This window comes from Streptomyces sp. NPDC058284 (assembly GCF_042881135.1).
Classification (GTDB): Bacteria; Actinomycetota; Actinomycetes; order Streptomycetales; family Streptomycetaceae; genus Streptomyces.
Genome location: NZ_JBHVYE010000050.1, coordinates 1 through 22,573 on the forward strand (window position 1 = coordinate 1; position 22,573 = coordinate 22,573).

Sequence of the window (22,573 nt, forward strand, 5' to 3'; positions counted from 1 at the left end):
TCCACCGCACGTTGACTGTGACCCGGACGCCCAGGGGTGGGGCCGCCGGGGGGCGTGGGATGGGTCATTCCCTCTCGCTGCCGGGTGCGGCCCGGCCCAACGCGAGCGCACGCTACGGTCGGGGCTCGGCTGCCCCTGCGGCCTCGCCGCTCGGGCCATCCCCTTGCGCTGCCGGGTGCGGCCCGGCCCAACGCGAGCGCACGCTACGGTCGGGGCTCGGCTGCCCCAGCGGCATCGCCGCTCGGGCCATCCCCTCGCGCTGCCGGGTGCGGCCCGGCCCAACGCGAGCCGACGCCAGGGTTGCGCTCGGTCAGACCATTCATCGCCGGGCGGTCGCCTGCCGCTCCGGGGCACCTACTTTGGGAAAGTTGCGAATGGAGTCGCCGCGCGCCCCCTCTCCACTCCCAATGCGCCGCCCCGGATGGGAGTCTGCCGAGGCGCATGAGACAGCGCGCGGGGCGCGGCAGGGGGGCGCGCGACGGATGGATTCGCAACTTTCCCAAAGTAGGTGCCGGACCGGGCGGCGACCCGAGTGTTCGGCAGCACCCCGGGCGCGTGACGGTGATTCACGATGGGCCGATCCGCACCCGGCCGTGAAAGCTGATGGCCCGAGCGGCGAGGCGGCAGGGGTAGCCGAGACCCGACCGTGACGTCGGCTCGCGTTGGACCGGTCCGCACCCGGCCGTGAAGGCTGATGGCCCGAGCGGCGAGGCCGCCTGGTCGACCCAGCGGGGACCGTAGCGTGCGCTCGCGTTGGACCGGGCCGCACCCGGCAGCGCGAGGGGATGGCCCGAGCGGCGACGCCGCTGGGGCAGCCGAGCCCGGACCGTGACGTCGACTCGCGTTGGACCGGGCCGCACCCGGCAGGCAAAGGGAATGACCCATCCCACGCCCCCCGGCGGCCCCACCCCTGGGCGTCCGGGTCACAGTCAACGTGCGGTGGAGGGACGGGAGTCAAGGGTGGCCCGAAGGGACATCGGCGCAGCCGACGCGCAGCGCAGCGGAGCGCCCTTTACTCCCGGCCCGGAACCGCCACACTCCGCAAAACCCCGGACGCCCCCGCCCACCCCCAAAGGCACCGGCCCACCAAAGACGCCGCCCAAGGCCCACCCCCGACCCCGTCCGCCATGCGGATACACGCTCGCGTGCCCCGTACACAGACCGCTAGCGTGCCGCCCATGAGCGATAGCGCACCCGTACCGTCCAACGCCAACGCCAACGCCAACGCCACCGCCAACGCCCACCCCCGCTTCGCAGAGGCGCTGCTCGAGCTGGGGCTCGGCGACCTCATCCCCCGGGTCCGCCGCTTCCCGGAGCAGACCCGTACCGCGCAGGAGGCCGCCGCGGCCATCGGCTGCGAGCTCAGCCAGATCTGCAAGTCCCTGATCTTCGCGGCGGACGGCGTACCCGTACTGGTGCTGATGGACGGAGCGTCCCGCGTCGACCTCGACCTCGTCCGCCAGGAGCTCGGCGCGCAGAAGGTCACCCGGGCGAAGGCGGACGTCGTCCGGCAGGCCACCGGCTACGCGATCGGCGGCGTACCGCCCTTCGGCCACGCCACACGGACCCGCGTCCTCGCCGACCGCTCGCTCCTCGGCCACGAGGTGGTGTGGGCGGCGGCCGGCACGCCCTACGCGGTCTTCCCGATGCCGCCGGAGACGCTGGTCGCCCACGCGGGCGGCACGCTGGTGGACGTACGCGAAAACGCGCCCGGGAACGCGCCCGAAAACGTACGCGAGAACGTGCCCGGGAACGTGCGCGAGACAACCGAGTGACCCCGCTGGTCGCGGCCGCCGTACTGCTCGCCGCCCTCACGCACGCGAGCTGGAACGCGATCGCCCACCACATCACGGACAAGCTGGTCGGCTTCACGCTGATATCCGGCGGCGGCTTGCTGATCGGCCTGCTCCTCGCCCCCTTCGTCGCGTTCCCCGCGGCCGGCGCATGGCCGTACCTGCTCCTCTCCGCCGCCCTGCACGTCGGCTACTACGCCCTGCTGATGACATCGTTCCGGCTCGGCGACTTCGGCCAGGCGTACCCGATCGCGCGCGGCACGGCACCACTGGTGGTCACCGTCCTGGCGGCGGTCTTCGCCGGGGAGATCCCGGACGCCTGGCAGGCGGCGGGCGTCGCCGTCTCGTGCGCGGGTCTGACGGGCCTGGCCCTGTGGGGCATCCGCAGCTCGGGCCGCAGCCCGGACTGGACGGCGATCGGCGCGGCACTGGCGACGGGCGTCTCGATCGCCGCGTACACGGTGGTGGACGGCCTGGGCGTACGCGCCTCCGGCACCTCGATGGGCTACATCGCGTGGCTGATGATCCTGGAGGGCGTGGCGATCCCGCTGTACGCCGCGTACCACTGGCGCGGTGAACTCCTCGCGCGGCTCCGCCCGTTCGCGCCGGTGGGCCTGGTGGGCGCGGCCCTCTCGGTAGCCGCGTACGGCCTGGTCCTATGGGCTCAGACGAAGGCGGACCTGGCCCCCGTCTCCGCGCTGCGGGAGTCCTCCATCATCGCCGGCGCGGCCATCGGCGCGATCTTCTTCAAGGAACGGTTCGGGGCGCCACGGCTGGTGGCGGCGGGCGTGATGGTGGTGGGGATCGGTTTGATGCTGCACGCGGGGTAGTGAGCCCGTTGCGGCGTCACATCGACTCGCGGACCGCCCGGACCAGCGCCTGTGCCCTCGGGTCCGCTGTCACTCCCTTGTTCATGCCGTTGGTGACGTAGCCGAAGGACAAGGCCGATTCGGGGTCGGCGAAGCCCAGGGGGCCGCCTCGGCCGGGGTGGCCGAAGGAGGTGGGGGACAGGAGCGGTGAGGCGGCGCCGTGCAGCATGTAGCCGAGTCCGAAGCGGGTGTTGACGACCAGGACGCGGTCGGGGCCCGCGGATGCCTCGGTGCGTGCGAGGGCGACCGTTTCGGGGGTGAACAGGCGCCGCTCGCCGTCCACTTCGCCGATCAGGGCCGCGTAGAAGCGGGCCAGGGCGCCTGCCGTCGCTGTGCCGTTGGACGCGGGGAGGGACGCCGCTCGGTAGGCCGGGGCGTTCTCGTCCGGGGCGGGGTCGATCGCTCCGAAGGCGCGGCGGGTCAGTGAGGCGGGGTCCGCGTATGCCTGCGCCACGTTCCGCTTGGGGCGTGCGCGTAGGGCGCCCGGCGCCGTGGGCGGTTCGATTCGGCCCAGGCGGCCGACCCGGGCGCTCTCCGTTTCCGGCAGGCCGACCCAGAGGTCCAGGCCGAGCGGGCGCGCGATCTCGGACGCGATCCACTCCCCCACCGGCCGCCCCGTCACGCGCCGCACCAGCTCGCCGGTGAGCCAGCTGTACGTCTGCGCGTGGTAGCCGTGGTCCTCGCCCGGCTCCCAGGACGGGGCCTGCGCCGCGACCACCGCGGCGGCCAGGTCGGGGTCGAGCGCTTCGGCGGGTGTCAGCGGGTGGTCCAGGGCAGGGACGCCCGCGCGGTGCGCGAGGACGTGCCGGACCAGGGCCCGTTCCTTGCCGCGTGCCTTGAACTCCGGCCAGTAGGAGCCGACCGGCGCGTCCAGGTCGAGTTCGCCCCGCTGGTGCAGCAGGAGCAGCGCGGCGGCGGCGACGCCCTTGGTCGCCGAGCGGACGATCTGGGCGGTGCCGGGGGTCCAGGGCGCGGCCCTGTCGACGTCCTTCGTGCCGCCCCACAGGTCCACGACCTTGCGCCCGTCGCGGTACACGGTCACCGCCGCGCCCCGCTCGCCGCGCTCGGTGAAGTTGTGTACGAACGCTTCCCGGACCGGCTCGAAGCCGTCCGCCACCGTGCCGTGTATCCCACCCATGACGTCGTCCATGGCAAGGTCAACAGTGATCTCGGGTCATGGATTCCCTAGCCCCGCACCTTCACCGTCTTCGGATCGAAGCCGAAAGGCAGTTCCAGGCGGTGTGCGCTCATCAGGTCGTCGTCGGCGAGCAGGTCGCCGGTCGGGCCGTCGGCCGCGATCACGCCGTCGCTGAGGATCAGGGCCCGGGGGCAGAGTTCGAGGGCGTACGGCAGGTCGTGCGTGACCATCAGGACTGTCACGTCCAGCGAGCGCAGGATGTCGGCCAGCTCGCGGCGCGAGGCCGGGTCGAGGTTGGAGGAGGGCTCGTCCAGGACCAGGATCTCCGGCTCCATCGCGAGCACCGTCGCCACCGCCACCCGGCGCCGCTGGCCGAAGGAGAGGTGGTGCGGCGGGCGGTCCGCGAACTCCGCCATGCCGACCCGGGAGAGGGCCTTCTGTACGCGCGCCTCCAGCTCCGGGCCGCGCATTCCGGACGCCGCCGGGCCGAAGGCGACATCCTCGCGGACGGTCGGCATGAACAGCTGGTCGTCGGGGTCCTGGAAGACGATGCCGACCCGGCGCCTGATCTCCGCCATGTGCTTCCTTCCGACGGGCAGCCCGGCCACGGTGACCGTGCCCGCGCCGCCGGTCAGGATGCCGTTCAGATGCAGGACCAGGGTGGTCTTGCCCGCGCCGTTGGGGCCGAGCAGCGCGACCCGTTCGCCGCGGCCGATCGTCATGTCGACGCCGAAGAGCGCCTGATGGCCGTCGGGGTAGGCGAAGGCCAGCCCGGACACTTCCAGGGAAGGGGCGGAAAGCGGAGAGGGTTCAGAGGTCACAGGGTCCATCCCAACAGGCAGACGAGCAGAGCGGCGGACGGAAGGGCCAGCGCGTATCTCCACTGCGCCCGCGTGGCCACCACCTCGTCGATGACCGGCATCGACCCCGTGTAGCCGCGGCTGACCATGGCCAGGTGGACCCGCTCGCCCCGTTCGTACGAGCGGATGAAGAGCGCGCCCGCGGACTTGGCGAGGACGCCCCACTGCCGTACGCCCCGCGCCTCGAAGCCGCGCGACTCGCGGGCGATCTTCATGCGGCGCATCTCGTCCGTGATGACGTCGCCGTAGCGGATCATGAACGAGGCGATCTGGACGAGCAGCGGGGGCAGCCTCAGCCGCTGGAGGCCCAGGAGCAGGGCGCGCAGTTCGGTGGTGGCGGCGAGCAGTACGGAGGCGGCGACGCCGAGCGTGCCCTTGGCCAGGACGTTCCAGGCGCCCCAGAGGCCGTTGACGCTGAGGGACAGGCCGAGCACGTCGACGCGTTCGCCCTGCGCGACGAACGGCATCAGCACGGCGAACGCCACGAAGGGGATCTCGATCAGGAGGCGTTTGAGCAGGAAGCCGGCCGGGACGCGGGCCGCGTACGCGACGACGCCGAGGAGTACCGCGTAGAGCCCGAAGGCCCACATCGCCTCGCGCGGCGTGGAGACCACCACGATCACGAAGCAGAAGACCGCGGCCAGCTTGGTGTGCGGCGGCAGGGCGTGCACCGGTGAACGGCCCTGCCGGTAGAGCCGGTGGGCGTGGCCCGCGCCCATGTCAGGCCTTCTCGGAGGTGACGCTCTCGGGCATGGCGGCCGGTGCGGTGTCGCCCGTACGGCGGCGGCGCAGCGTCCAGAAGACCGCCGAGCCCGCGACGACCGTGACGCCCACGCCGATGATGCCCGCGAGACCGCCGGAGACGCGGGCGTCGGTGATGTCCTTGACGCCGTAGTCGGCCAGTGGGGAGTCGGCGGCGGCGTGCTCCTCGGCCTTCTTGTCGATGCCCTTGTCGTGGGCGACCTTCTCCAGGCCGTCCGGGTCCGCCGAGGCGTAGAAGCTGACGAAGCCCGCGAGGACGAGGGAGGCGACGATGCCCGCGATCCACACCTTGCGGGTGGACACCTTGCGGGTGGCGGGCCCGGCGGCGACCGGGGCCGGCCCGTCGGCCGCCGCGGGCGCGTCCACCAGTTCCCCGCCGACGCGCAGCTTCAACGGCTTGGTCAGGCCGCGGGCCCCGTACACCAGGTCCGGCCGTACGGCGATGACGGCGCCGACGGTGAGCGCGGTGATGACCGCCTCGCCGATGCCGATGAGGACGTGCACGCCGACCATGGCGGTGGCGACCTTGCCGAGGGAGACGTCGGTCGTGCCGCCGACGGCGTAGATGAGGGTGAAGGCGACCGCGGCGGCGGGCACCGAGAGCAGGGCGGCGGCGAACGAGGCGACGGTGATGGAGCGGCGGCCGCGGGGCAGCGCCTTCACCAGGCCGCGGAAGACGAGGTAGGCGACGACGGTGGTGACGATCGCCATGTCGGAGATGTTCACGCCGAGCGCCGTCAGACCGCCGTCGGCGAAGAGCACGCCCTGCATGAGCAGGACGACGGAGACGCACAGCACGCCGGTGAAGGGTCCGACGAGGATCGCGGCGAGCGCGCCGCCGAGGAGGTGTCCGCTGGTCCCGGTCGCGACGGGGAAGTTCAGCATCTGCACGGCGAAGATGAAGGCGGCGACCAGACCGGCGAGCGGAGCGGTCCGTTCGTCCAGTTCGCGCCGTGCGCCCTTGAGGCTGACGGCTACCGCGCCGGCGGCGACGACCCCGGCGGCGGCGGACACCGGGACATTGATGAACCCATCGGGGACATGCATGCGCTCGCTCCTGGGCAGGGGCCCTGGACAGGGCAGATCGCTCGTGAACCGTTCAATGATAGGGCCTTGTTGCAAACGGTTTGCAAGAGCACCGCGGTCCCGAATCGGCTACGCCCCCCGCGGCGCATTGCCGGACATATGGGACATTGGTGATGAAGCGTCCGGATGGATGAGGAGTTCAGTGATGTCCGCAGTCGAGCAGTACGCACGCGCCCACCTCGTCACGGACACCTCAGAGGGCCACCGCGCCGTCCCCGTCATGCTCCACTACGACGCGGAGGCCGACCCGCACGCGGTGCGGATCGGCCTCCCCGGTTCCCCCCACCGCGTCTTCGACCGGCAGCTCCTGGAGCAGGGGCTGCTTGCCCCGGTCACCTCCGGCGGCGTACACGTCTGGCCGTGCGGCCGGGTCCAGACGGTCGTGGAGTTCCACGAGGGGGACGGGGTGACGGTCGTCCAGTTCGACGCGTCGGCGCTGATCCGCTTCCTGCGCCGCACGTACGCGACCGCCGCCACCCCGGTCACCCGCTAGGCCGATCAGGCCGGGGCCGGGCCATCAGGCCGGGGCCGGGGCCGGGGCCGGGCCATCAGGCCAGACCCGGGCCCGGCCCCGGTGGGCGCGGTACGGGCTCAGACCCGCACCGGCTCCCTCTCCGCGTCGGCGGACCCGGCGCCCTTCTCCCCCTGCGTACGCAGCCCCTCGCCCTCGACGTCCACGTTGGGCAGCGCGCGGTCCAGCCACTTCGGCAGCCACCACGCCTTCTTGCCGAGCAGCGCGAGGACCGCGGGCACCAGCGCCATGCGGACCACGAACGCGTCGAAGAACACCGCGATCGCGAGGCCGAAGCCGATCATCTTCACCATCTGCTCGGACGAGCCGATGAACCCGGCGAAGACCGCGATCATGATGACCGCCGCCGCCGAGACCACCCGGGCCCCGTGCCGGAAACCGGTCACGATCGCCTGGCCCGGCCGCTCCCCGTGGACGTACGCCTCCCGCATCCGGGTCACGAGGAAGACCTCGTAGTCCATCGCGAGGCCGAAGACCACGCCCACCATGAAGATCGGCATCATCGACATGATCGGGCCTGTCTGTTCGACGCCGAAGAGCGAGCCGAGCCAGCCCCACTGGAAGACCGCGACGACCGCGCCGAGGGCCGCGAGGACCGAGAGCAGGAAGCCGAGGGCCGCCTTGAGCGGGACCAGGATCGAGCGGAAGACGATGATCAGGAGCAGGAACGCGAGGCCCACGACCAGCGCCAGGTAGGGCAGCAGGGCGTCGTTGAGCTTCTGCGAGACGTCGATGTTCATGGCCGTGGTGCCGGTGACCATGATGTCGGCGCCGGTGTCGGACTTGATCCGCGCACCCGTATCGCGGATCGAGTGGACCAGGTCCTCGGTCTCGACGCCGCTGGGCTTGGAGGACGGGACGACGCTGATGATCGCGGCGTCCTTGTCCTTGTTGAACATCGGCGGGGCGACGTTCAGGACGTCGTCCAGCTGGGAGATCGTCTTCCTGATCTCGCCGGCCGCGGCCTTCGGGTCGTCGGCGCCCTTGAGGTCGCCGACGACCATCAGCGGACCGTTGTAGCCGGGGCCGAAGCCGTCGGAGACCAGGTCGTACGCCTTGCGCTGGGTCGTGGACGTCGGCTGCGCGCCGTCGTCCGGCAGGCCGAGCTCCAGCTGCGAGACCGGCAGGGCCGCGGCGCCGAGGCCCACGATGCCGACGAGCAGCACGGCGACCGGGCGGCGGACCACGAAGCGGGCCCAGCGGGTGCCCATGTTCTGCTTCGGCTCACCGCCGTTCTCGCCGGAAGCGGCCTTCTTCCTGCCGCCGCCGAACAGCCTGCTCTTCTCGCCCATCGGCATGACCCGCTTGCCCGCGTACCCGAGCAGCGCCGGGATGAGCGTGAGGGCGATGAGGACGGCGATGACGACCGTGCCGGCCGCGGCGAAGCCCATCTTGGTGAGCATCGGGATGTTGACCACGGCGAGGCCGACCAGGGCGATCACCACGGTGAGTCCGGCGAAGACGACCGCCGAGCCCGCGGTGCCGACGGCGCGGCCCGCCGCCTCCTCGCGGTCGCGGCCATCGGCGAGTTCGCCGCGGTAGCGCGAGACGATGAAGAGCGCGTAGTCGATGCCGACCGCGAGGCCGATCATCATCGCGAGCGTCGAGGTGGTGGTGCCGAGGTCGAGCGCGTTGGCGAGCGCGGTGATCGACGAGACGCCGATGCCGACCCCGATCAGCGCGGTGAGCAGCGGCAGACCGGCCGCGATCAGCGAGCCGAAGGTGATGACGAGGACGACCGCGGCGATCGCGATGCCGATGATCTCGGTGGCGCCGGTCTCGGGCATGGCCTGCAGCGCGTCGCCGCCGACCTCGACCGTCAGCCCGGACTCGCGCGCCTTGTCGGTGGTCTTCTCCAGGGCGTCGCGGTCGTCGTCGGTCAGCTCCATCGAGGTGACCTTGTACGAGACGGATGCGTACGCCGTGGTGCCGTCCTTGCTGACCGTCCTGGTCTTGAAGGGGCTGTCCGCGCGGGCCACCTGGTCCGAGCCGGATTTGATGGCGGCGACGGTCTTGTCGATCTCGGCCTTGTTGGCCTTGTCGGTGACCTTCTCGCCGCCCGGCGCCTTGAAGACGACGCGGGCGCTCGCCCCGTCGGCGCTGGCCTCGGGGGCCCGCTTCTCCAGGAGGTCGAAGGCCTTCTGGGCCTCCGTGCCGGGTATGGAGAAGCTGCTGGAGGCCGCGGTGGGCGCCGATGCCGCGCCGACTCCGGCGAGCGTCAGGAGCGCCACCCATATGAGGGCGACGAAGTGGCGTCGCCTGAAGGCGAGTTTGCCGAGTTTGTAGAGGAAAGTGGCCACGAGGGCGTACTCCCGGTCAGGTCGTGGTGTCCGGATTGGGCAGGGGGGATCAGCCCGACGACGTGAGCGGTCGCGTCAGGTACGGGGTCGGTGCGGGGGAGGTACGGAGTCGGGTCGGGGTTGGCGGTGGATCAGACGCCGAGGGCGGGGAGGACCACGGCGTCGATGTAGGAGAGCAGGAACGCACGGTCGACGGTGCGGTCCTCGATCAGGTCCCGGGCGACGAAGCCGCCGACCATCATGTGGACGACGTACTCCAGGGCCGGGTTGTCCGCGGCCACCTCACCGCGCGCCACGGCTCTGCGCAGCAGCACGTCCAGGCCCGTGAGCTCCGGCTCGATGAGCAACTGCCGCATCGCCTGGTGGAGTTCGGGGTTGTCGTGGACGGCATGGAACAGGGCTCGCATCAGCGCGGCGTCCTGCTCCATCTGGCAGTCGTCGGAACGTCCTGCCATCTCGTGCAGGTCGCCGCGGAGCGTGCCGGTGTCGATGTCCGCGAGGGACACCGGCTTGTTGTGCCGCAGCGCCTTGGCGACCAGCTCCGGCTTGCTCCCCCACTGGCGGTAGAGGGTGGCCTTGCTGGACCGCGCGCGGGCCGCGACGGCGTCCATGGTGAGGGCGTCGTACCCGACCTCGCGGAGCAGGTCGAGCACGGCCGCGTACAGCTCGGCCTCGCGTTCGGGCGTGATCCTGCTGCGCCGCGTCGTCGCCGCTTCCGTCACGGTCTCCACCCCCTCCGGATGCCCCGGGCTCGTCGTACGAAACTGTTTCGTACACCGGGACTGTACGCCCCCGCCCTAACGAAACGAAACCGTTTCGTACGTGTGCTGTGTCACGCCCCGGATTCACCCCCGGCCCAAGTTGCCGCCGCCTGCCGGGCGGAAAAGCATGGTGGGGTGACCGACGCGCGCGACGACACCCAGGACGACCACTCCTACCTGCGTTTTCCGCACCTCAGCGGCGACCGCCTCTGTTTCGTCGCCGAGGACGACGTGTGGGTGGCCCCCCTCACCCCGGAGGGCTCCCCGGCCGGCCGGGCCTGGCGGCTCACCGTCGACCGGACCAAGGTGAGCCATCCGCGCTTCTCGCCCGACGGCCGCCACATCGCGTACACGACCTGGCGCAGCCTCGACCCGGAGATCCATCTCGCGCCGGTGGCCGGCGGGCCCGCGCGCCGGCTGACCTACTGGGGCAGCACCGACACACGGGTCTGCGGCTGGTCGCCCGACGGCGACATCCTCGCCGTCTCCTCGCACGGCCAGCCCTTCTCGCACCTCTGCTGGGCCTACAGCGTGCCCACCGACGGCTCACCCGGCGGCAAGCTGCCCTGGGGCCCGGTCTGGGACATCGCGATCACGGACTCGCTGGCCGACAGCGCGTGCGACCGCAAGACGCTGCTCCTGACGGGCAAGCCGCCGCACGAACCCGCCGCCTGGAAGCGGTACCGGGGCGGCGCGACGGGCCGCCTGTGGGTGCACGGCAAGCAGATCCTCGCCGACCTCGACGGGCATCTGGACTCCCCCATGTGCGTGTCGGGACGCATCGCCTTCCTCTCCGACCACGAGGGCGTCGGCAACCTCTACTCCTGTCTGCCCGACGGCTCCGATCTGCGGCGCCACACCGACCACGACACGTTCTACGCCCGGCACGCGGCGGCCGACGGCACCCGGATCGTCTACCAGTGCGCGGGGGAGATCTGGCTGGTCGACGACCTCTCGGCGGACTCCGTGCCGCGCCGGCTCGACGTGCGGCTCGGCGGGCCGCGGGCCGGGCGGCGCATCTACCAGGTGCCGGCCGCACAGCACCTCGACGCGCTCTGCGTGGACACGACGGGCCGGGCCAGCGCCGTCGTCGTGCGCGGCTCCCTCTACTGGCTCACCCACCGGGACGGCCCGGCCCGCACCATCACCGACACCCCGGGGGTACGGGTCCGGCTCCCCGAGATGCTCGGCACCAGCGGGCGGATCGCCTACATCACCGACGCGGAGGGCGAGGACGCCGTCGAGATCACCTACCTGCCGCGGGCCAGCGGCGACCGGGGGCCGCGCAGGCTCGCGAGCGGGCAGCTCGGCCGCGTGCAGGAGCTGGTGGCCGACCCGGACGGCAAGCGTCTCGCCGTCGCCTCCAACGACGGCCGGCTGCTTCTCCTCACGGTCGGGGACGAGGTGGGGGACGAGCCGGGCGAGGAGACGGGCGCCGCCGCGGGCGAAGGCACGGGTGAGGGCACGGGCCAGGGCTCGGACGGGGGCGCGAGTGAGGCGGCGGGCGCCGACTGCGAAGTCACCGAGCTGGTCCGCTCCCTCAACGGCCCGGTCCGCGACCTCGCCTTCTCCCCCGACGGCACCTGGCTGACCTGGTCGCATCCCGGCGTCGGCCGCTCCCTGCGCCAGATCAAGCTGGTCCGCATCGAGGGGCCCGGCGCCCGTACGGTCGTCGACGTCACCGACGGCCGCTTCGAGGACGAGAACCCCGTCTTCACCCGCGACGGCCGCTACCTCGCCTTCCTCTCCTGGCGCGGCTTCGACCCCGTCTACGACGTGCACACCGGCGACCTCTCCTTCCCGCTGGGCTGCCGCCCCTACCTCGTACCCCTGTCGTCGGCGACCCCGTCGCCCTTCGCGCTGCTGCCCGACGGACGTCCGGCCGCGGGCGGCCTCGACCCGGCCGACGGCGGCGGGTACGGCACCACGACGGTGGAGGTCGAGGGGCTCGCGTCGCGGGTCACGCCGTTCCCGGTCGCCGCGTCGAAGTACTCGGCGCTGCATCCCGTCAGCGGCGGCGGCCTGGTCTGGCTGCGCTGGCCGATCTCGGGCGCGCTCGGCGAGACCTTCGTCAACCCGGCCGACACCTCGGGCCGCCCCACCCTCGAACACTTCAACATCACCAAGGCGAAGAAGTCCGCGCTCGTCGACCACCTGGACTGGTTCGCGCTCAGCGGCGACGGCTCACGGCTCGTCGTCGTCGACGAGGGCGACCTGAGCGCCGTGCCGTCCACCGAGGCGGGCGACAGCGACACCACCGTCTGGATCGACCTGCGCCGCATCCTGCACGAGGTCGACCCGGCCGCCGAGTGGCGCCAGGCCTACGAGGAGGCGGGACGGATCATCCGCGCCTACTTCTGGGACCCGGGGATGAGCGGCATCGACTGGGACGCGGTGCTCGCGCAGTACCGGCCGCTGGTCGAACGCGTCGCGTCCCCCGACGAGTTCGCCGATCTGCTGCGCGAGGTCCTCGGCGAGCTGGGCACCTCCCACGCGTACGTCTCCGCCGCGCGCCGCAACGAGGGGCCGCCGCACTACCAGCGCGCCATGGGCCTGCTCGGCGCCAACCTCGTGCGCCGGGAGGAGGGGTGGATGGTCAAGCGGATCCTGCCCGGTGACTCCTCCGACTCCAAGGCGCGCTCGCCGCTGGCCGGTGCGGGCATCCGCGAGGGCGCGATCCTCACGCACATCGACGGCCGTCCGGTCGACCCCGTGACCGGGCCCTTCCCGCTCCTCTCTGCGGCGGGCGGCACGACGGTCGAGCTGACCTTCCGGCCCGCCGAGGGCGAGGGCCGCCGCCCCCGCCGGGTCGCGATCGTCCCCCTCATCAACGAACGCCCCCTGCGCTATCAGGACTGGGTGGCCAAACGCCGTGAAGTGGTACGGGAGTTGAGCGGCGGCAAGTGCGGCTACCTGCACATCCCCGACATGGGTGGCTCGGGCTGGGCCCAGTTCAACCGGGACCTGCGCCTTGAGGTGGACCGCCCGGCGCTGATCGTCGACGTGCGCGGCAACGCGGGCGGCCACATCAGCGAACTCGTCGTCGAGAAGCTGACCCGGAAGATCATCGGCTGGGACCTGACGCGGAACGCCGAGCCGGTGTCGTACGCCTCGAACGCGCCGCGGGGCCCGGTGGTGGCCCTCGCCGACGAGGCGACGTCCTCCGACGGCGACATGATCACGGCCGCCTTCAAGCTGCTCGGACTCGGCCCGGTCGTCGGGCAGCGCACCTGGGGCGGGGTGGTCGGCATGACCGGGCGGCACCGGCTCGGCGACGGCACGGTGATCACGGTGCCGATGAACGCGGGCTGGTTCGACGCGTACGGGTGGGGTGTGGAGAACCACGGGGTCGCCCCGGACCTGGACGTCCTGCGGACGCCGCTCGACTGGGCGGAGGGGCGGCACGCCCAGCTGGACGACGCGGTCCGGCTGGCGCTCGACCTCCTGGAGCAGCAGCCTGCGGCCGTGCCGCCGGACCGCTCCGACGTGCCGGACCGCAGCAGGCCGGTGCTGCCGCCGCGGGCTTGAACGCGGCGACGGCTCCTGCTCCGCGCCTCCTCGTCCGGCACCTCAGCCCTTCACGCGTCGCCGCTCCGCGGCGTTCTACCCACCCACCCGCCCCGTCGGTGACTCCGCCCGCGCCCTCTCGTCCGCCGAACCCCCCGCCCCCACAAGCCCCGTGGACACCGACCCCAGCCGCGGCTCGAACCGCCGCATCTCCCGCTGCCCCACCGCGCCGATGACCCCCGGCAGGTAGCCGCGGATGCCCTGCATGCCCCGCAGCCACCACTGCGCGTACACATGACTGGAGCGGCGCTCGATGCCCGCGACTATGCGGTCGACCGCCGGGCCCAGCGGGTACGTCTTGTTGGACGGCCACGGCAGCCGCGACCGCAACTCCCGCATCACGTCGTCCTGGTCGGCGCCCCGCACCATGTCCGTGTCGGTCCAGGAGAGGTAGCCGACGCCGACCCTGACGCCCTTGTAGCCGACCTCGGCCCGCAGCGCGTGCGCGTACGCCTCGACGCCCGACTTCGACGCGCAGTACGCCGTCATCATCGGCGCCGGGGTGATCGCGGCGAGCGAGGCGATCTGCAGCAGATAGCCGCGGCTCTCCATCAGGACGGGCAGGAAGGCCCGGCCCGTCACCGCGCTGCCGATGAGGTTGACCTCGATGACGCGGCGCCACGCGTCCGGGTCGGACTCCAGGAAGGGCCCGCCGCTGGCCACGCCCGCGTTGGCGACGACGATGTCGACCTTGCCGAAGTGCTCCTTGACCTCCTGCGCGACCCGCGCCATCGCCACGTGGTCGGTGACGTCCGCGTGCCAGTGCGCGGACTCGGTGTGCAGCCGCTCCGCGACCAGCTTCAACTCGTCCGGCTCCAGGCCGACGAGGGCGACCTTCGCGCCGCGCGCCGACAGCTTGCGGGCCAGCAGCTCACCGACCCCGCGCGCCGCGCCGGTGACGACCGCGACCTGCCCCTCCAGGCTGACCCTGCTCATGCGCCCTCCTTGACCTGTACGTACGTTGCGACGAGTTCGGTGATGCGCGCGGTGACGGCGTCCGGCGCCTCGATGGGCGTCATGTGGCCGACTCCGGTCAGTTCGGTGAGGCCCAGGGAATCCGGCAGCGCTGCCGCGATGCGCCGCGCGTGGACGATGGGGGTGAGGCGGTCGGCCGTACCGGCGAGGACGGCGGTGGGTACGTTCAACGCGCCGACCTCGACGTCCAGTTGGAGCGATTCCAGGACGTGCGACCAGCCGTGGCGCACGATCCTCGGGCAGGCGTGCACGATCCGCGCGCACGCGTCGACCTTGTCGGGCGCCGAACCGGGGCCCATCGTCGCGTACTTGAGGACCCGCCGGGCCACCGGCGTCACGGGGCCGAGCGGCGCCCGCGAGCCGAGCACCGACCGGGTGATCCGGGTCCGCATCCGCCCGGCCCGCAGGAGCGGCACCACCGTGGCCTCCGCGACCAGGGCCGAGCTTCCCGTACTGCACAGCAGGACGGCGGCGGCGTGCTCCCGCACCCGGTCCCTGCCGCCCGCGGCCATGATCGTCATGCCGCCCATGGAGTGCCCCACGAGCACGGCCTTCTCGCCCGGCGCGAGCGTCGCCGCGAGGACCGCCTCCAGGTCGTCGGCGAGCGCCCGCGTGCTGTAGCCGTCGGCAGCCGACGGCGCCGCGCTGCGCCCGTGGCCGCGCTGGTCGTACGCGATGACCCGGTGGCCGGTGGCGAGGGCGCGGATCTGCGCGGCCCAGAAGGCGGTCGAGCAGGTCCATCCGTGGGCGAGCACCACGGCGGGCGCGTCCTCGGGACCGTGCACCTCGACGTGGACGTGCGCCCCGTCGGCGGAGACGGCGGTCAGTCGGCGTGCGGCGACGGGCGGCGCGTAGGCCCCGTTCCCCGCACGGTTCAGCCTGCTCATGCGCCCGCCTCGACCTTCTCGGCCCCGGACGTCCCGTGTGCGGGGACGGCGGCAGGTGCCGCTTCCGGTGTCTTCGGGGGCCGCAGCACGTCGTACTCGGAGAGGTCGACCCGGCGGGTCGCCGCCCGGAACTCGGTGGTCGTGCCGGGCCACACGGTGGTGTTGACGCCGTTCTTGTCGAGGTACCAGCTGTTGCAGCCGCCGGTGTTCCACACCGTGCGCTTCATCCGCTCCTGCACCCGCACGTTCCAGGCGCGCACGGAGTCCGGCCTGGCCGCGAGCGCGGCGGTGCCGCCGAGCACGTTCAACTGCCGCAGGTAGTCCGCCATGTAGTTCAGCTGGGACTCGATCATCAGGATCATGGAGGAGTTCCCGAGCCCGGTGTTCGGGCCGATGATCGTCATCCAGTTGGGGAACCCGGCGGCGGTCGCGCCGCGCAGCGCGTTCATGCCGTCCTTCCAGGTCTCCATGAGCGTGAGCCCCGCGTCCCCGACGACGCGGTCGGCGATCGGCATGTCCGTCACGTGGAATCCGGTGCCGAAGATGATCGCGTCGACCTCGGTCTCGGTGCCGTCGGCGGCGACGACGGTGCTGCCCCGGACCTCGGTGAGGCCGCTCGCGACGACGTCGACATTGGGCTTGGCGAGCGCCGGGTAGTACGTGTTGGACAGCAGGATGCGCTTGCAGCCGATGCGGTACGTGGGCGTCAGCTTCTCCCGCAGCACCGGGTCCTTGATCGCCCGGTACATGTTCCGCTTGGCTATCTGCTCGACCATGCCGAGCTCGTTGGGCCGCTTGGTGAACGCCTGGACCTGCAACTCCCGTATGCCCCACAGGAGTCCGCGCCGGGCCTGGGTGGTGAACGGCAGCTGCTTGTGCAGCCAGCGCTCGACGCCGGTGATGGCCCGGTCGGCGCGCGGCATCACCCACGGGGGCGTGCGCTGGAAGAGGGTGAGCCTGCCGACCTTCTTCTGTATCTCGGGGACGATCTGGATGGCCGATGCGCCGGTGCCGATCATCGCGACGCGCTTGCCGCCGAGGTCGTAGTCGTGGTCCCAGCGCGCGGAGTGGAAGACCTTGCCGGGGAAGGTGTCGAGGCCGGGGATGTCCGGGGTCTTGGGGTCGGAGAGCGGCCCGGTGGCGGAGACGACGACGTCGGCGGTGAGGATGCCGTTGCTGGTCCGGATCTCCCAGCGCAGCCGCTCGGCGTCCCAGCTCATCAGCTTCACCTCGGTGTCGAGGCGGATGTGCGGGCGCAGCCGGAAGGTGTCGGCGACGTGCTCCAGGTACTCGCGTATGCGCTCCTGGCCGGAGAAGGTGCGCGGCCAGTCGGGGTTGGGCGCGAAGGAGAAGGAGTACAGGTGCGAGGGCACGTCGCAGGCGCAGCCCGGGTAGCTGTTGTCCCGCCAGGTGCCGCCCACCGCGCCGGCCCGTTCCAGGACGACGAAGTCGGTGATGCCCTCGCGGCGCAGCCGCACGGCGGCCCCGAGACCGCCGAATCCGGATCCGATCACCGCCACCCGTACGTGCTCGTGCTCGCGCCCCTGCTCGGGGCTCCGCTCGCGCTCGGCCATGCCGCCGCCTCCCGAAGTACACGACTCTGCCAGTAACCACTGGCGCAATTGGGAGCGTAAGCCAGACACGTACTCATGGGTAGGGGTACGGCGGGGAAAAGTTACCGCCGGTATCGCCGAGCGCCGCCCGGATAGGCTTCCCGCGTGGCAGACGACCGAGAAGGCGGACGGCAGGGCGGACGGCACGCCGGACGCGGGAGCGCACCGGACGGCGGCGTACGCGAGTACCGCATGGAGGAACTGGCCGAGGCGGCCGGCATCACCGTGCGTACCGTGCGCTTCTACCGCGAGCGCGGCCTGATCCCGCCGCCGCGCCGCGAGGGCCGCATCGCCTGGTACGACGAGCACCACCTGGCCAGACTGCGCACCATCGCCGCCCTCCTGGAGCGCGGCCACACCCTGAACGGCATCGCCGAGCTCGCCGACGCCTTCGAGAAGGGCCGCGACGTCGGCGAACTCCTCGGCCTCGGGGAACCGACCGAGGAGCAGCCGGTCCGCCTCACCCCCGAGGAACTCGCCGACCACTTCGCGGGCGAGGTCACCCCCGAGAACCTCGTCGCCGCCCTGGACCTCGGCTACCTCGGCACGGACGGCGACGAACTCGTCCACATCAGCCGCCGCCTCCTCGACGCCTCATCCACCCTGGTGCGCAAGGGAGTTCCGCTCGCCGCGGTCCTGCAGGCGGGCCAGCGCGTACGCGAACACGCCGACGCGCTCGCGGAGTTGTTCATCACGGTCATGCGCGCCCACGTCCCGGACACCGCCGAGGTCGACATCGAGCAGCTGCGCCCGCTCGCCAAGAGCGTCGTGGAGGCGGAGCTCTCGATGGCACTGGACCGCCGACTCAAGGACGCGTAGAGCAGCCGGAGCCCTCAGCGCGGCAGCCACCAGCGCGCCTTGTAGATGCCGCCGTCGACGTACTCGTACACACTCTCCGGCAGGTGCACGCTGACCGTCGTCGTCCACCAGGTCTCGCCGAGCCCGCTCTCCGGCACGGTGGTCAGCACCTGCCCGGTGCGCGGATCGTTCCCGACGGTCTTCACCGCCTTCCGCGAGATCGCCCCGTGCCCGGCGAAGTCCCCCACGAACGCCCCGCTCGCCGTCTCGTACTGGAAGACGGCGGCACTGGTCGTCACCCACAGCCGCCCCGGCCGCCCGGCGACCGGGAACAGGTCGTGCCCGCCGGGCGGCTTCCCCGGCGTGCCGACCGGCAGCCCCACCGCGGAGCGCCGCGCGAGCGTGGGCAGCGCGGCCGTGCCGCCCACCGCGTACGACACCAGCTCGTCGTCGCCGAGCGCCCACAGCACTTCGCGTACGCCGTCCCAGTGCAGCCCGTGCGCGCCCTTGAGCTCCGCCTCCGCGTACCGCTCGGCCCGCGGCCCCTGCGACGCCGCGTACAGCCGCACCCGCGCGCCCGCGCTGCACGCGACGGCCACATTGCCGTCGGGCAGGAGCTCGGCGGTGTGCGGATTGAACAGATCGTCGCCGGGCCCGATCGCCGTGCCCCAGTACCGCCTGCCCGTCGGATACTCGACGACGGCCGCGAACCCGAACGACGCGGTGGTCAGGACGTACGTACGCTTCCGGTGCAGCCGCACCTTCGCCTCGCACGGGTAGCGCCAGCTCTCCCGCGGCAGGAGGTCGTCGTAGCGGGGGTCGCCGAGCGGCGAGAACTGCCAGCGCACGGCGGACGGGTCGACGGCCGGGTCCCAGACGCGGCGCCGCGGGTCGAGGACGAGGATCCGCTTGCTCGCCTGCTCGGTCAGGAGCACGGGCGGCGTGCCCGCCGGAACGTCACCGCCGTCCGCGCCGTACGCCCCGGTGGCGGGCAGCGCCACCGCGACACCCGCGCCCGCGGCGGCGACGAGCACCGCACGTCTCGAAGTACTGGCAGCCACGGCAGACATGAAGTCCCCCCGACACCTTGGGAGTTGGACATGGCGCGTCCGCAATCTGCCATGCCTTGCGGGCCCGGGACAGCCCTCCGCCGGACTTTATGACCGCGCGCGCCGCCGCCGCGGGTGCCGCGCGGGCGGGGGCTCGAAGACGGGCCCTACAGGTCGTAGACCACCGTCACGGGCGCATGGTCGCTCCAGCGTTCGCCGTGGCTCGCGGCCCGCTCCACGAACGCCTTCACCGCGCGCTCGGCGAGCCCCGCCGTCGCCACGTGGTAGTCGATGCGCCAGCCCGTGTCGTTGTCGAAGGCGCGGCCGCGGTACGACCACCAGGAGTAGGGGCCCTCGACGCCCGGGTGCTGCTGCCGCACGACGTCCTCGTACTCCTCGAAGACCTCACTCAGCCAGGCGCGCTCCTCGGGCAGGAAGCCGGAGTTCTTCTTGTTGCCCTTCCAGTTCTTGAGGTCGGCCTCCTGGTGGGCGATGTTCCAGTCGCCGCAGACGACGACGTGCCGCCCCTCGGCGGCGGCCCGCGCCTTCAGCTCCCTCAGATGGACGAGGAACTCCCCCATGAACCGGACCTTCTCGTCCTGCCGCTCGGTGCCGACCTCGCCGGAGGGCAGATACAGGCTGGCCACGGTGACGCCCGGCAGGTCGGCCTCGACGTACCGGCCGCTGCCGTCGAACTCCTGCGACCCGAAGCCGACGCGCACCCGGTCCGGCTCACGGCGCGTGTACAGCGAGACGCCGGCGCGCCCCTTCGCGGCGGCCGGCGCGTGCACGACGTGCCAGCCCTCGGGCTCCCGCACCTCGTCCGGCAACTGGTGCGCCTCGGCCCGCACCTCCTGGAGGCACACCACATCGGCCGAGGTCCCGCCGAGCCACTCCACGAAGCCCTTCTTGGCGGCGGCACGCAGGCCGTTGACATTCACAGAGGTCACAGTGAGCATCCGGGCACGATACCGGCACACTGGACTGCGCAGCCCTCACCCGTTTCGCATAGAAGTACGATGGAGCGCATGACTATCCGAGCCCGCGAGGCCGCCGCCTCCGTACCCGCCCCCGCGACGGCCCGCGAGGCCACCGCCCCCGTCGAGCTCCGCACCGTCACCTTCGCGCACCCCGACGCGATCCGCCTCAACGACCACGTCCAGCTCGAATATGCGGAGCGGTACGGGGACGAGGGCGACATCACACCCCTCGACCCCACCATGTTCGAACCCCCGCGCGGGCTCTACCTCATCGCGTACGACGAGCACGGCACCGCCCTGGCGACGGGCGGCTGGCGCGGCATGGACGAGAACGGGGAGGGTTACCAGGACGGCGACGCCGAGCTGAAGCGGATGTACGTCACCCCCGAGGCCCGCGGCCTCGGCCTCGCCCGGCGCATCCTCGCGGCGCTCGAGGAGGACGCGAGGGCGGCGGGCCGCGTCCGCATGGTCCTGGAAACGGGCACCAAGCAGCCGGAGGCGATAGCCCTCTACACCTCCAGCGGCTACACCCCCGCCCCCGCCAAGTTCGGCCTCTACCGCTTCGACGACCTGAGCCGCTGCTACGCGAAGGCGCTGTAGCGTCCCTTCCCGCCCCCAGGGCCGGCCCTCGCGCCGCCCCCCTCCCCGGCGGGACTACCCCCGCGACTACCTCCCGCCCCCGCCGCCGGAACCACCCCGCACAGCCGACCGCAGGTCGAACTCGGCCAGGGCCCCGCCGCCCGCCGGGTTGCTGAACCGCAGTCCGGCTCCAAGCACCTGCGACTGACCCTGCGCGATCGTCAGGCCGAGACCGAGGCCCACCCCCTTCGTCCCGCACCCGCTGCGGAACCGCTGCGGGCCGCCGGAGAGCAGGGACTCCGGAAACCCGCCCCCGGAGTCCCGCACCCGCACCACCCCGCCGTCGACCTCGACCAGCACCGGCGCCGCTCCGTGCCGCAACGCGTTGCTGACGAGGTTGGCGATCACCCGCTCCACCCGCCGGGGGTCCGTCACGACCTCCACATCGCGTACGACGTCCACCGTCACACCGGCCGCCCCCGCGGCCCCCGCCGCGGCCGACCTGCGCACCAGCTCCCCCAGTTCGCACGGCTCGGCCACCGCCTGCTCCCCCACGCCGTCGAGCCGCGCCACCTCGATGACGTCGTCGACCAGCTCCCGCAGCCGCTGCGCGGACTCCCGTACCAGCTCGGAAGGGCGCCCCGGCGGCAGCAGCCCGGCCGCCGTCACCATGCCGGCCACCGGCGTCCGCAGCTCGTGCGCGATGTTCGCCGTGACCTCACGCTCGGCCTGCAGCCGGGCCGCGAGCGCGTCGGCCATGGTGTTCACCGCGGCCGCGAGCCGGGTGATCTCGTCCTTGCCGCGCAGCGGGAGCCGCGCCGTCAGATCCCCCTCCGCGATGCGCTGCGCCGCCCCCGCCTTCACCCGCAGACGCCGCCCGAGCCGCGTCGCGACGAGCAGCCCCACCACACAGGCCAACGCCGTCCCGAACCCGCCGGAGATCCACAGCACCCGGTCCAGATCCCGTACGGTCTCCGTTTCCCTGTCGTACGGCCGCTTCAGCGCGACGACCTCCCCGCCGTACTTGCTGGCCGCCCAGAGCTGCGGCACCCGCCCGCTGCGGTCCAGGTAGACGCCCCACCGCCCGTTCGCCACGGCCCCGGCGAGCGGCCCCGGCAGATCGGCGGGGTCGATGAGGGTGCGGTCCCCGTCGATCCCGGCCGCGTGGTCCTGCACCGCGGTCCGCAGCCGGTCCCCGATCTGGCTGCGCGCACCCGCGTACTGCGTCTCGACGGCGCGATGGTGGACGAGGAGCCCCATCACGACGGAGACCAGCGCCGCGGTGCCCGCGATGGCGAAGCCGATCTTGGTGCGCAGTCCCATGCCGCTCCCCGTGCCTCAGAGGTCCGGTACCGGCAGGCGAATCCCCTGGAACTGCACGTTCACCGCGGTAGCGGGCAGTTCCTCCGGTGCCTTCGGCTCCACGGTGGCCCGCCGGTAGGACGCCACGCGGTCCTGCCGCTCCAGACCGCTGAGCAGCAGCGTCGCGTCGTACGGCTTCTTCGCGCACCCGGGCAGGCACCACGTGCCCCTGAGCTTCCCGGTGGCCCGCGCGGTCGGCCCGCCCCAGTCCCGCCAGCTCAACTCGGTGAGCGCCACCAGTTCGCTGAGCCGCACCACCGTCGGCTGCTGCAACGGCCGCCCCGTCACGTCCGCCATGTACACGGGTCCGGCCACCCTCGAAGGCCGCAGCGCGGCCCCCTCCACCCGCAGCCCCTGAGGCTCGGCGCACCCGCCCGCCAACACGGCGGTGGCGAGTGTGATGCCGAGCACAGCGACACCCCGCAAAGACGACGACCGCGACAGCATGGACCAAATGTATCCACAGCCCGACAATTCACACGCGGGCCCCAACGCAAAGATCCCGCCCAGTTCGATGAACTGGACGGGATCTCATGTGCAGTGGACCTGTGGGGATTTGAACCCCAGACCCCCTCGATGCGAACGAGGTGCGCTACCAGACTGCGCCACAGGCCCTTGCAACGAGTGAAACTCTAGCACCCCCACCCGGGTGGTCGGAAATC

The 22,573-nt window shown here is 72.4% G+C and carries 19 protein-coding genes and 1 tRNA gene; 6 read left to right on the plus strand and 14 right to left on the minus strand.

The genetic code is table 11. The features are described from left to right. The first annotated feature begins 1,178 nt into the window (after positions 1 to 1,178). Both ACFVYR_RS36745 and ACFVYR_RS36750 read left to right on the plus strand, forming a co-directional pair. On the plus strand, positions 1,179 to 1,775 hold the full coding sequence (locus tag ACFVYR_RS36745; RefSeq protein WP_384262725.1) for a YbaK/EbsC family protein: 597 nt from the start codon (positions 1,179 to 1,181) through the stop codon (positions 1,773 to 1,775). After that, complete coding sequence (locus ACFVYR_RS36750) at positions 1,772 to 2,623, plus strand: EamA family transporter (protein WP_384262722.1); 852 nt, start codon at positions 1,772 to 1,774, stop codon at positions 2,621 to 2,623. The genes ACFVYR_RS36745 and ACFVYR_RS36750 overlap by 4 nt, the downstream gene beginning before the upstream one ends. 16 nt (positions 2,624 to 2,639) lie before the next feature. Here the strand turns inward: ACFVYR_RS36750 and ACFVYR_RS36755 are convergent, their stop codons facing one another. The 4 genes from ACFVYR_RS36755 to ACFVYR_RS36770 are packed head-to-tail and all read right to left on the minus strand — an operon-like array spanning position 2,640 to position 6,469. Beyond that, positions 2,640 to 3,800 carry a serine hydrolase domain-containing protein gene (locus ACFVYR_RS36755; RefSeq protein ID WP_384262720.1) on the minus strand — a complete coding sequence of 387 codons (1,161 nt, stop codon included), beginning with the start codon at positions 3,798 to 3,800 and terminating at the stop codon, positions 2,640 to 2,642. Positions 3,801 to 3,847: 47 nt separating this feature from the next. After that, positions 3,848 to 4,630, minus strand: a complete 783-nt coding sequence (locus ACFVYR_RS36760; RefSeq protein ID WP_384262717.1) for an energy-coupling factor ABC transporter ATP-binding protein — start codon at positions 4,628 to 4,630, stop codon at positions 3,848 to 3,850. Next, complete coding sequence (gene cbiQ, locus ACFVYR_RS36765) at positions 4,618 to 5,379, minus strand: cobalt ECF transporter T component CbiQ (protein ID WP_384262715.1); 762 nt, start codon at positions 5,377 to 5,379, stop codon at positions 4,618 to 4,620. Before cbiQ ends, ACFVYR_RS36760 begins: the two co-directional genes overlap by 13 nt. Position 5,380: 1 nt before the next feature. Continuing rightward, positions 5,381 to 6,469, minus strand: coding sequence for an energy-coupling factor ABC transporter permease (locus ACFVYR_RS36770; protein WP_384262713.1), 1,089 nt, complete (start codon positions 6,467 to 6,469; stop codon positions 5,381 to 5,383). 184 nt (positions 6,470 to 6,653) lie between these two features. Between ACFVYR_RS36770 and ACFVYR_RS36775 the strand changes: the two genes are divergently transcribed. Then, on the plus strand, positions 6,654 to 7,001 hold the full coding sequence (locus ACFVYR_RS36775) for an SsgA family sporulation/cell division regulator (protein WP_384262710.1): 348 nt from the start codon (positions 6,654 to 6,656) through the stop codon (positions 6,999 to 7,001). Between the two features lie 98 nt (positions 7,002 to 7,099). Here the strand turns inward: ACFVYR_RS36775 and ACFVYR_RS36780 are convergent, their stop codons facing one another. Both ACFVYR_RS36780 and ACFVYR_RS36785 read right to left on the minus strand, forming a co-directional pair. Next, on the minus strand, positions 7,100 to 9,340 hold the full coding sequence (locus ACFVYR_RS36780) for an MMPL family transporter (protein ID WP_384262708.1): 2,241 nt from the start codon (positions 9,338 to 9,340) through the stop codon (positions 7,100 to 7,102). 131 nt (positions 9,341 to 9,471) lie between these two features. After that, positions 9,472 to 10,062: a TetR/AcrR family transcriptional regulator gene (locus tag ACFVYR_RS36785; protein ID WP_384262705.1), complete on the minus strand. Its 591-nt coding sequence runs from the start codon at positions 10,060 to 10,062 to the stop codon at positions 9,472 to 9,474. Positions 10,063 to 10,236: 174 nt separating this feature from the next. Here ACFVYR_RS36785 and ACFVYR_RS36790 point away from each other — a divergent pair, with 174 nt between their 5' ends. Then, positions 10,237 to 13,629 (plus strand): S41 family peptidase, encoded by a 3,393-nt coding sequence (locus ACFVYR_RS36790; protein ID WP_384262703.1) that lies wholly within the window; start codon positions 10,237 to 10,239, stop codon positions 13,627 to 13,629. Between the two features lie 75 nt (positions 13,630 to 13,704). Here the strand turns inward: ACFVYR_RS36790 and ACFVYR_RS36795 are convergent, their stop codons facing one another. The 3 genes from ACFVYR_RS36795 to ACFVYR_RS36805 are packed head-to-tail and all read right to left on the minus strand — an operon-like array spanning position 13,705 to position 17,104. Next, on the minus strand, positions 13,705 to 14,604 hold the full coding sequence (locus tag ACFVYR_RS36795; protein WP_384262700.1) for an SDR family oxidoreductase: 900 nt from the start codon (positions 14,602 to 14,604) through the stop codon (positions 13,705 to 13,707). Then, positions 14,601 to 15,530 (minus strand): alpha/beta fold hydrolase, encoded by a 930-nt coding sequence (locus ACFVYR_RS36800; RefSeq protein ID WP_384262698.1) that lies wholly within the window; start codon positions 15,528 to 15,530, stop codon positions 14,601 to 14,603. Before ACFVYR_RS36800 ends, ACFVYR_RS36795 begins: the two co-directional genes overlap by 4 nt. After that, positions 15,527 to 17,104, minus strand: coding sequence for a flavin-containing monooxygenase (locus ACFVYR_RS36805; protein WP_384262696.1), 1,578 nt, complete (start codon positions 17,102 to 17,104; stop codon positions 15,527 to 15,529). The genes ACFVYR_RS36800 and ACFVYR_RS36805 overlap by 4 nt, the downstream gene beginning before the upstream one ends. 231 nt (positions 17,105 to 17,335) lie before the next feature. Between ACFVYR_RS36805 and ACFVYR_RS36810 the strand changes: the two genes are divergently transcribed. Further along, the gene (locus ACFVYR_RS36810; RefSeq protein WP_384262729.1) at positions 17,336 to 17,962 is read left to right on the plus strand and encodes a MerR family transcriptional regulator; all 627 of its coding nucleotides are present in this window, start codon (positions 17,336 to 17,338) and stop codon (positions 17,960 to 17,962) included. Between the two features lie 14 nt (positions 17,963 to 17,976). Here ACFVYR_RS36810 and ACFVYR_RS36815 read toward each other — a convergent pair whose 3' ends face one another. Further along, positions 17,977 to 19,002 (minus strand): DUF6528 family protein, encoded by a 1,026-nt coding sequence (locus ACFVYR_RS36815; RefSeq protein ID WP_389613863.1) that lies wholly within the window; start codon positions 19,000 to 19,002, stop codon positions 17,977 to 17,979. A 155-nt stretch (positions 19,003 to 19,157) separates the two neighbouring features. Then, complete coding sequence (locus ACFVYR_RS36820) at positions 19,158 to 19,949, minus strand: exodeoxyribonuclease III (protein WP_384262691.1); 792 nt, start codon at positions 19,947 to 19,949, stop codon at positions 19,158 to 19,160. A 69-nt stretch (positions 19,950 to 20,018) separates the two neighbouring features. Here ACFVYR_RS36820 and ACFVYR_RS36825 point away from each other — a divergent pair, with 69 nt between their 5' ends. After that, on the plus strand, positions 20,019 to 20,570 hold the full coding sequence (locus tag ACFVYR_RS36825; RefSeq protein WP_384262689.1) for a GNAT family N-acetyltransferase: 552 nt from the start codon (positions 20,019 to 20,021) through the stop codon (positions 20,568 to 20,570). Between the two features lie 66 nt (positions 20,571 to 20,636). On the opposite strand, the gene ACFVYR_RS36830 is transcribed toward ACFVYR_RS36825, so the two are convergent. The 3 genes from ACFVYR_RS36830 to ACFVYR_RS36840 form a co-directional block, all read right to left on the minus strand. Next, positions 20,637 to 21,872, minus strand: coding sequence for an ATP-binding protein (locus ACFVYR_RS36830; protein WP_384262687.1), 1,236 nt, complete (start codon positions 21,870 to 21,872; stop codon positions 20,637 to 20,639). Positions 21,873 to 21,887: 15 nt separating this feature from the next. Further along, positions 21,888 to 22,322 (minus strand): hypothetical protein, encoded by a 435-nt coding sequence (locus tag ACFVYR_RS36835; RefSeq protein WP_384262685.1) that lies wholly within the window; start codon positions 22,320 to 22,322, stop codon positions 21,888 to 21,890. A gap of 130 nt (positions 22,323 to 22,452) precedes the next feature. Then, a tRNA-Ala gene (locus ACFVYR_RS36840) sits at positions 22,453 to 22,526 on the minus strand. Between the last annotated feature and the right edge of the window lie 47 nt (positions 22,527 to 22,573).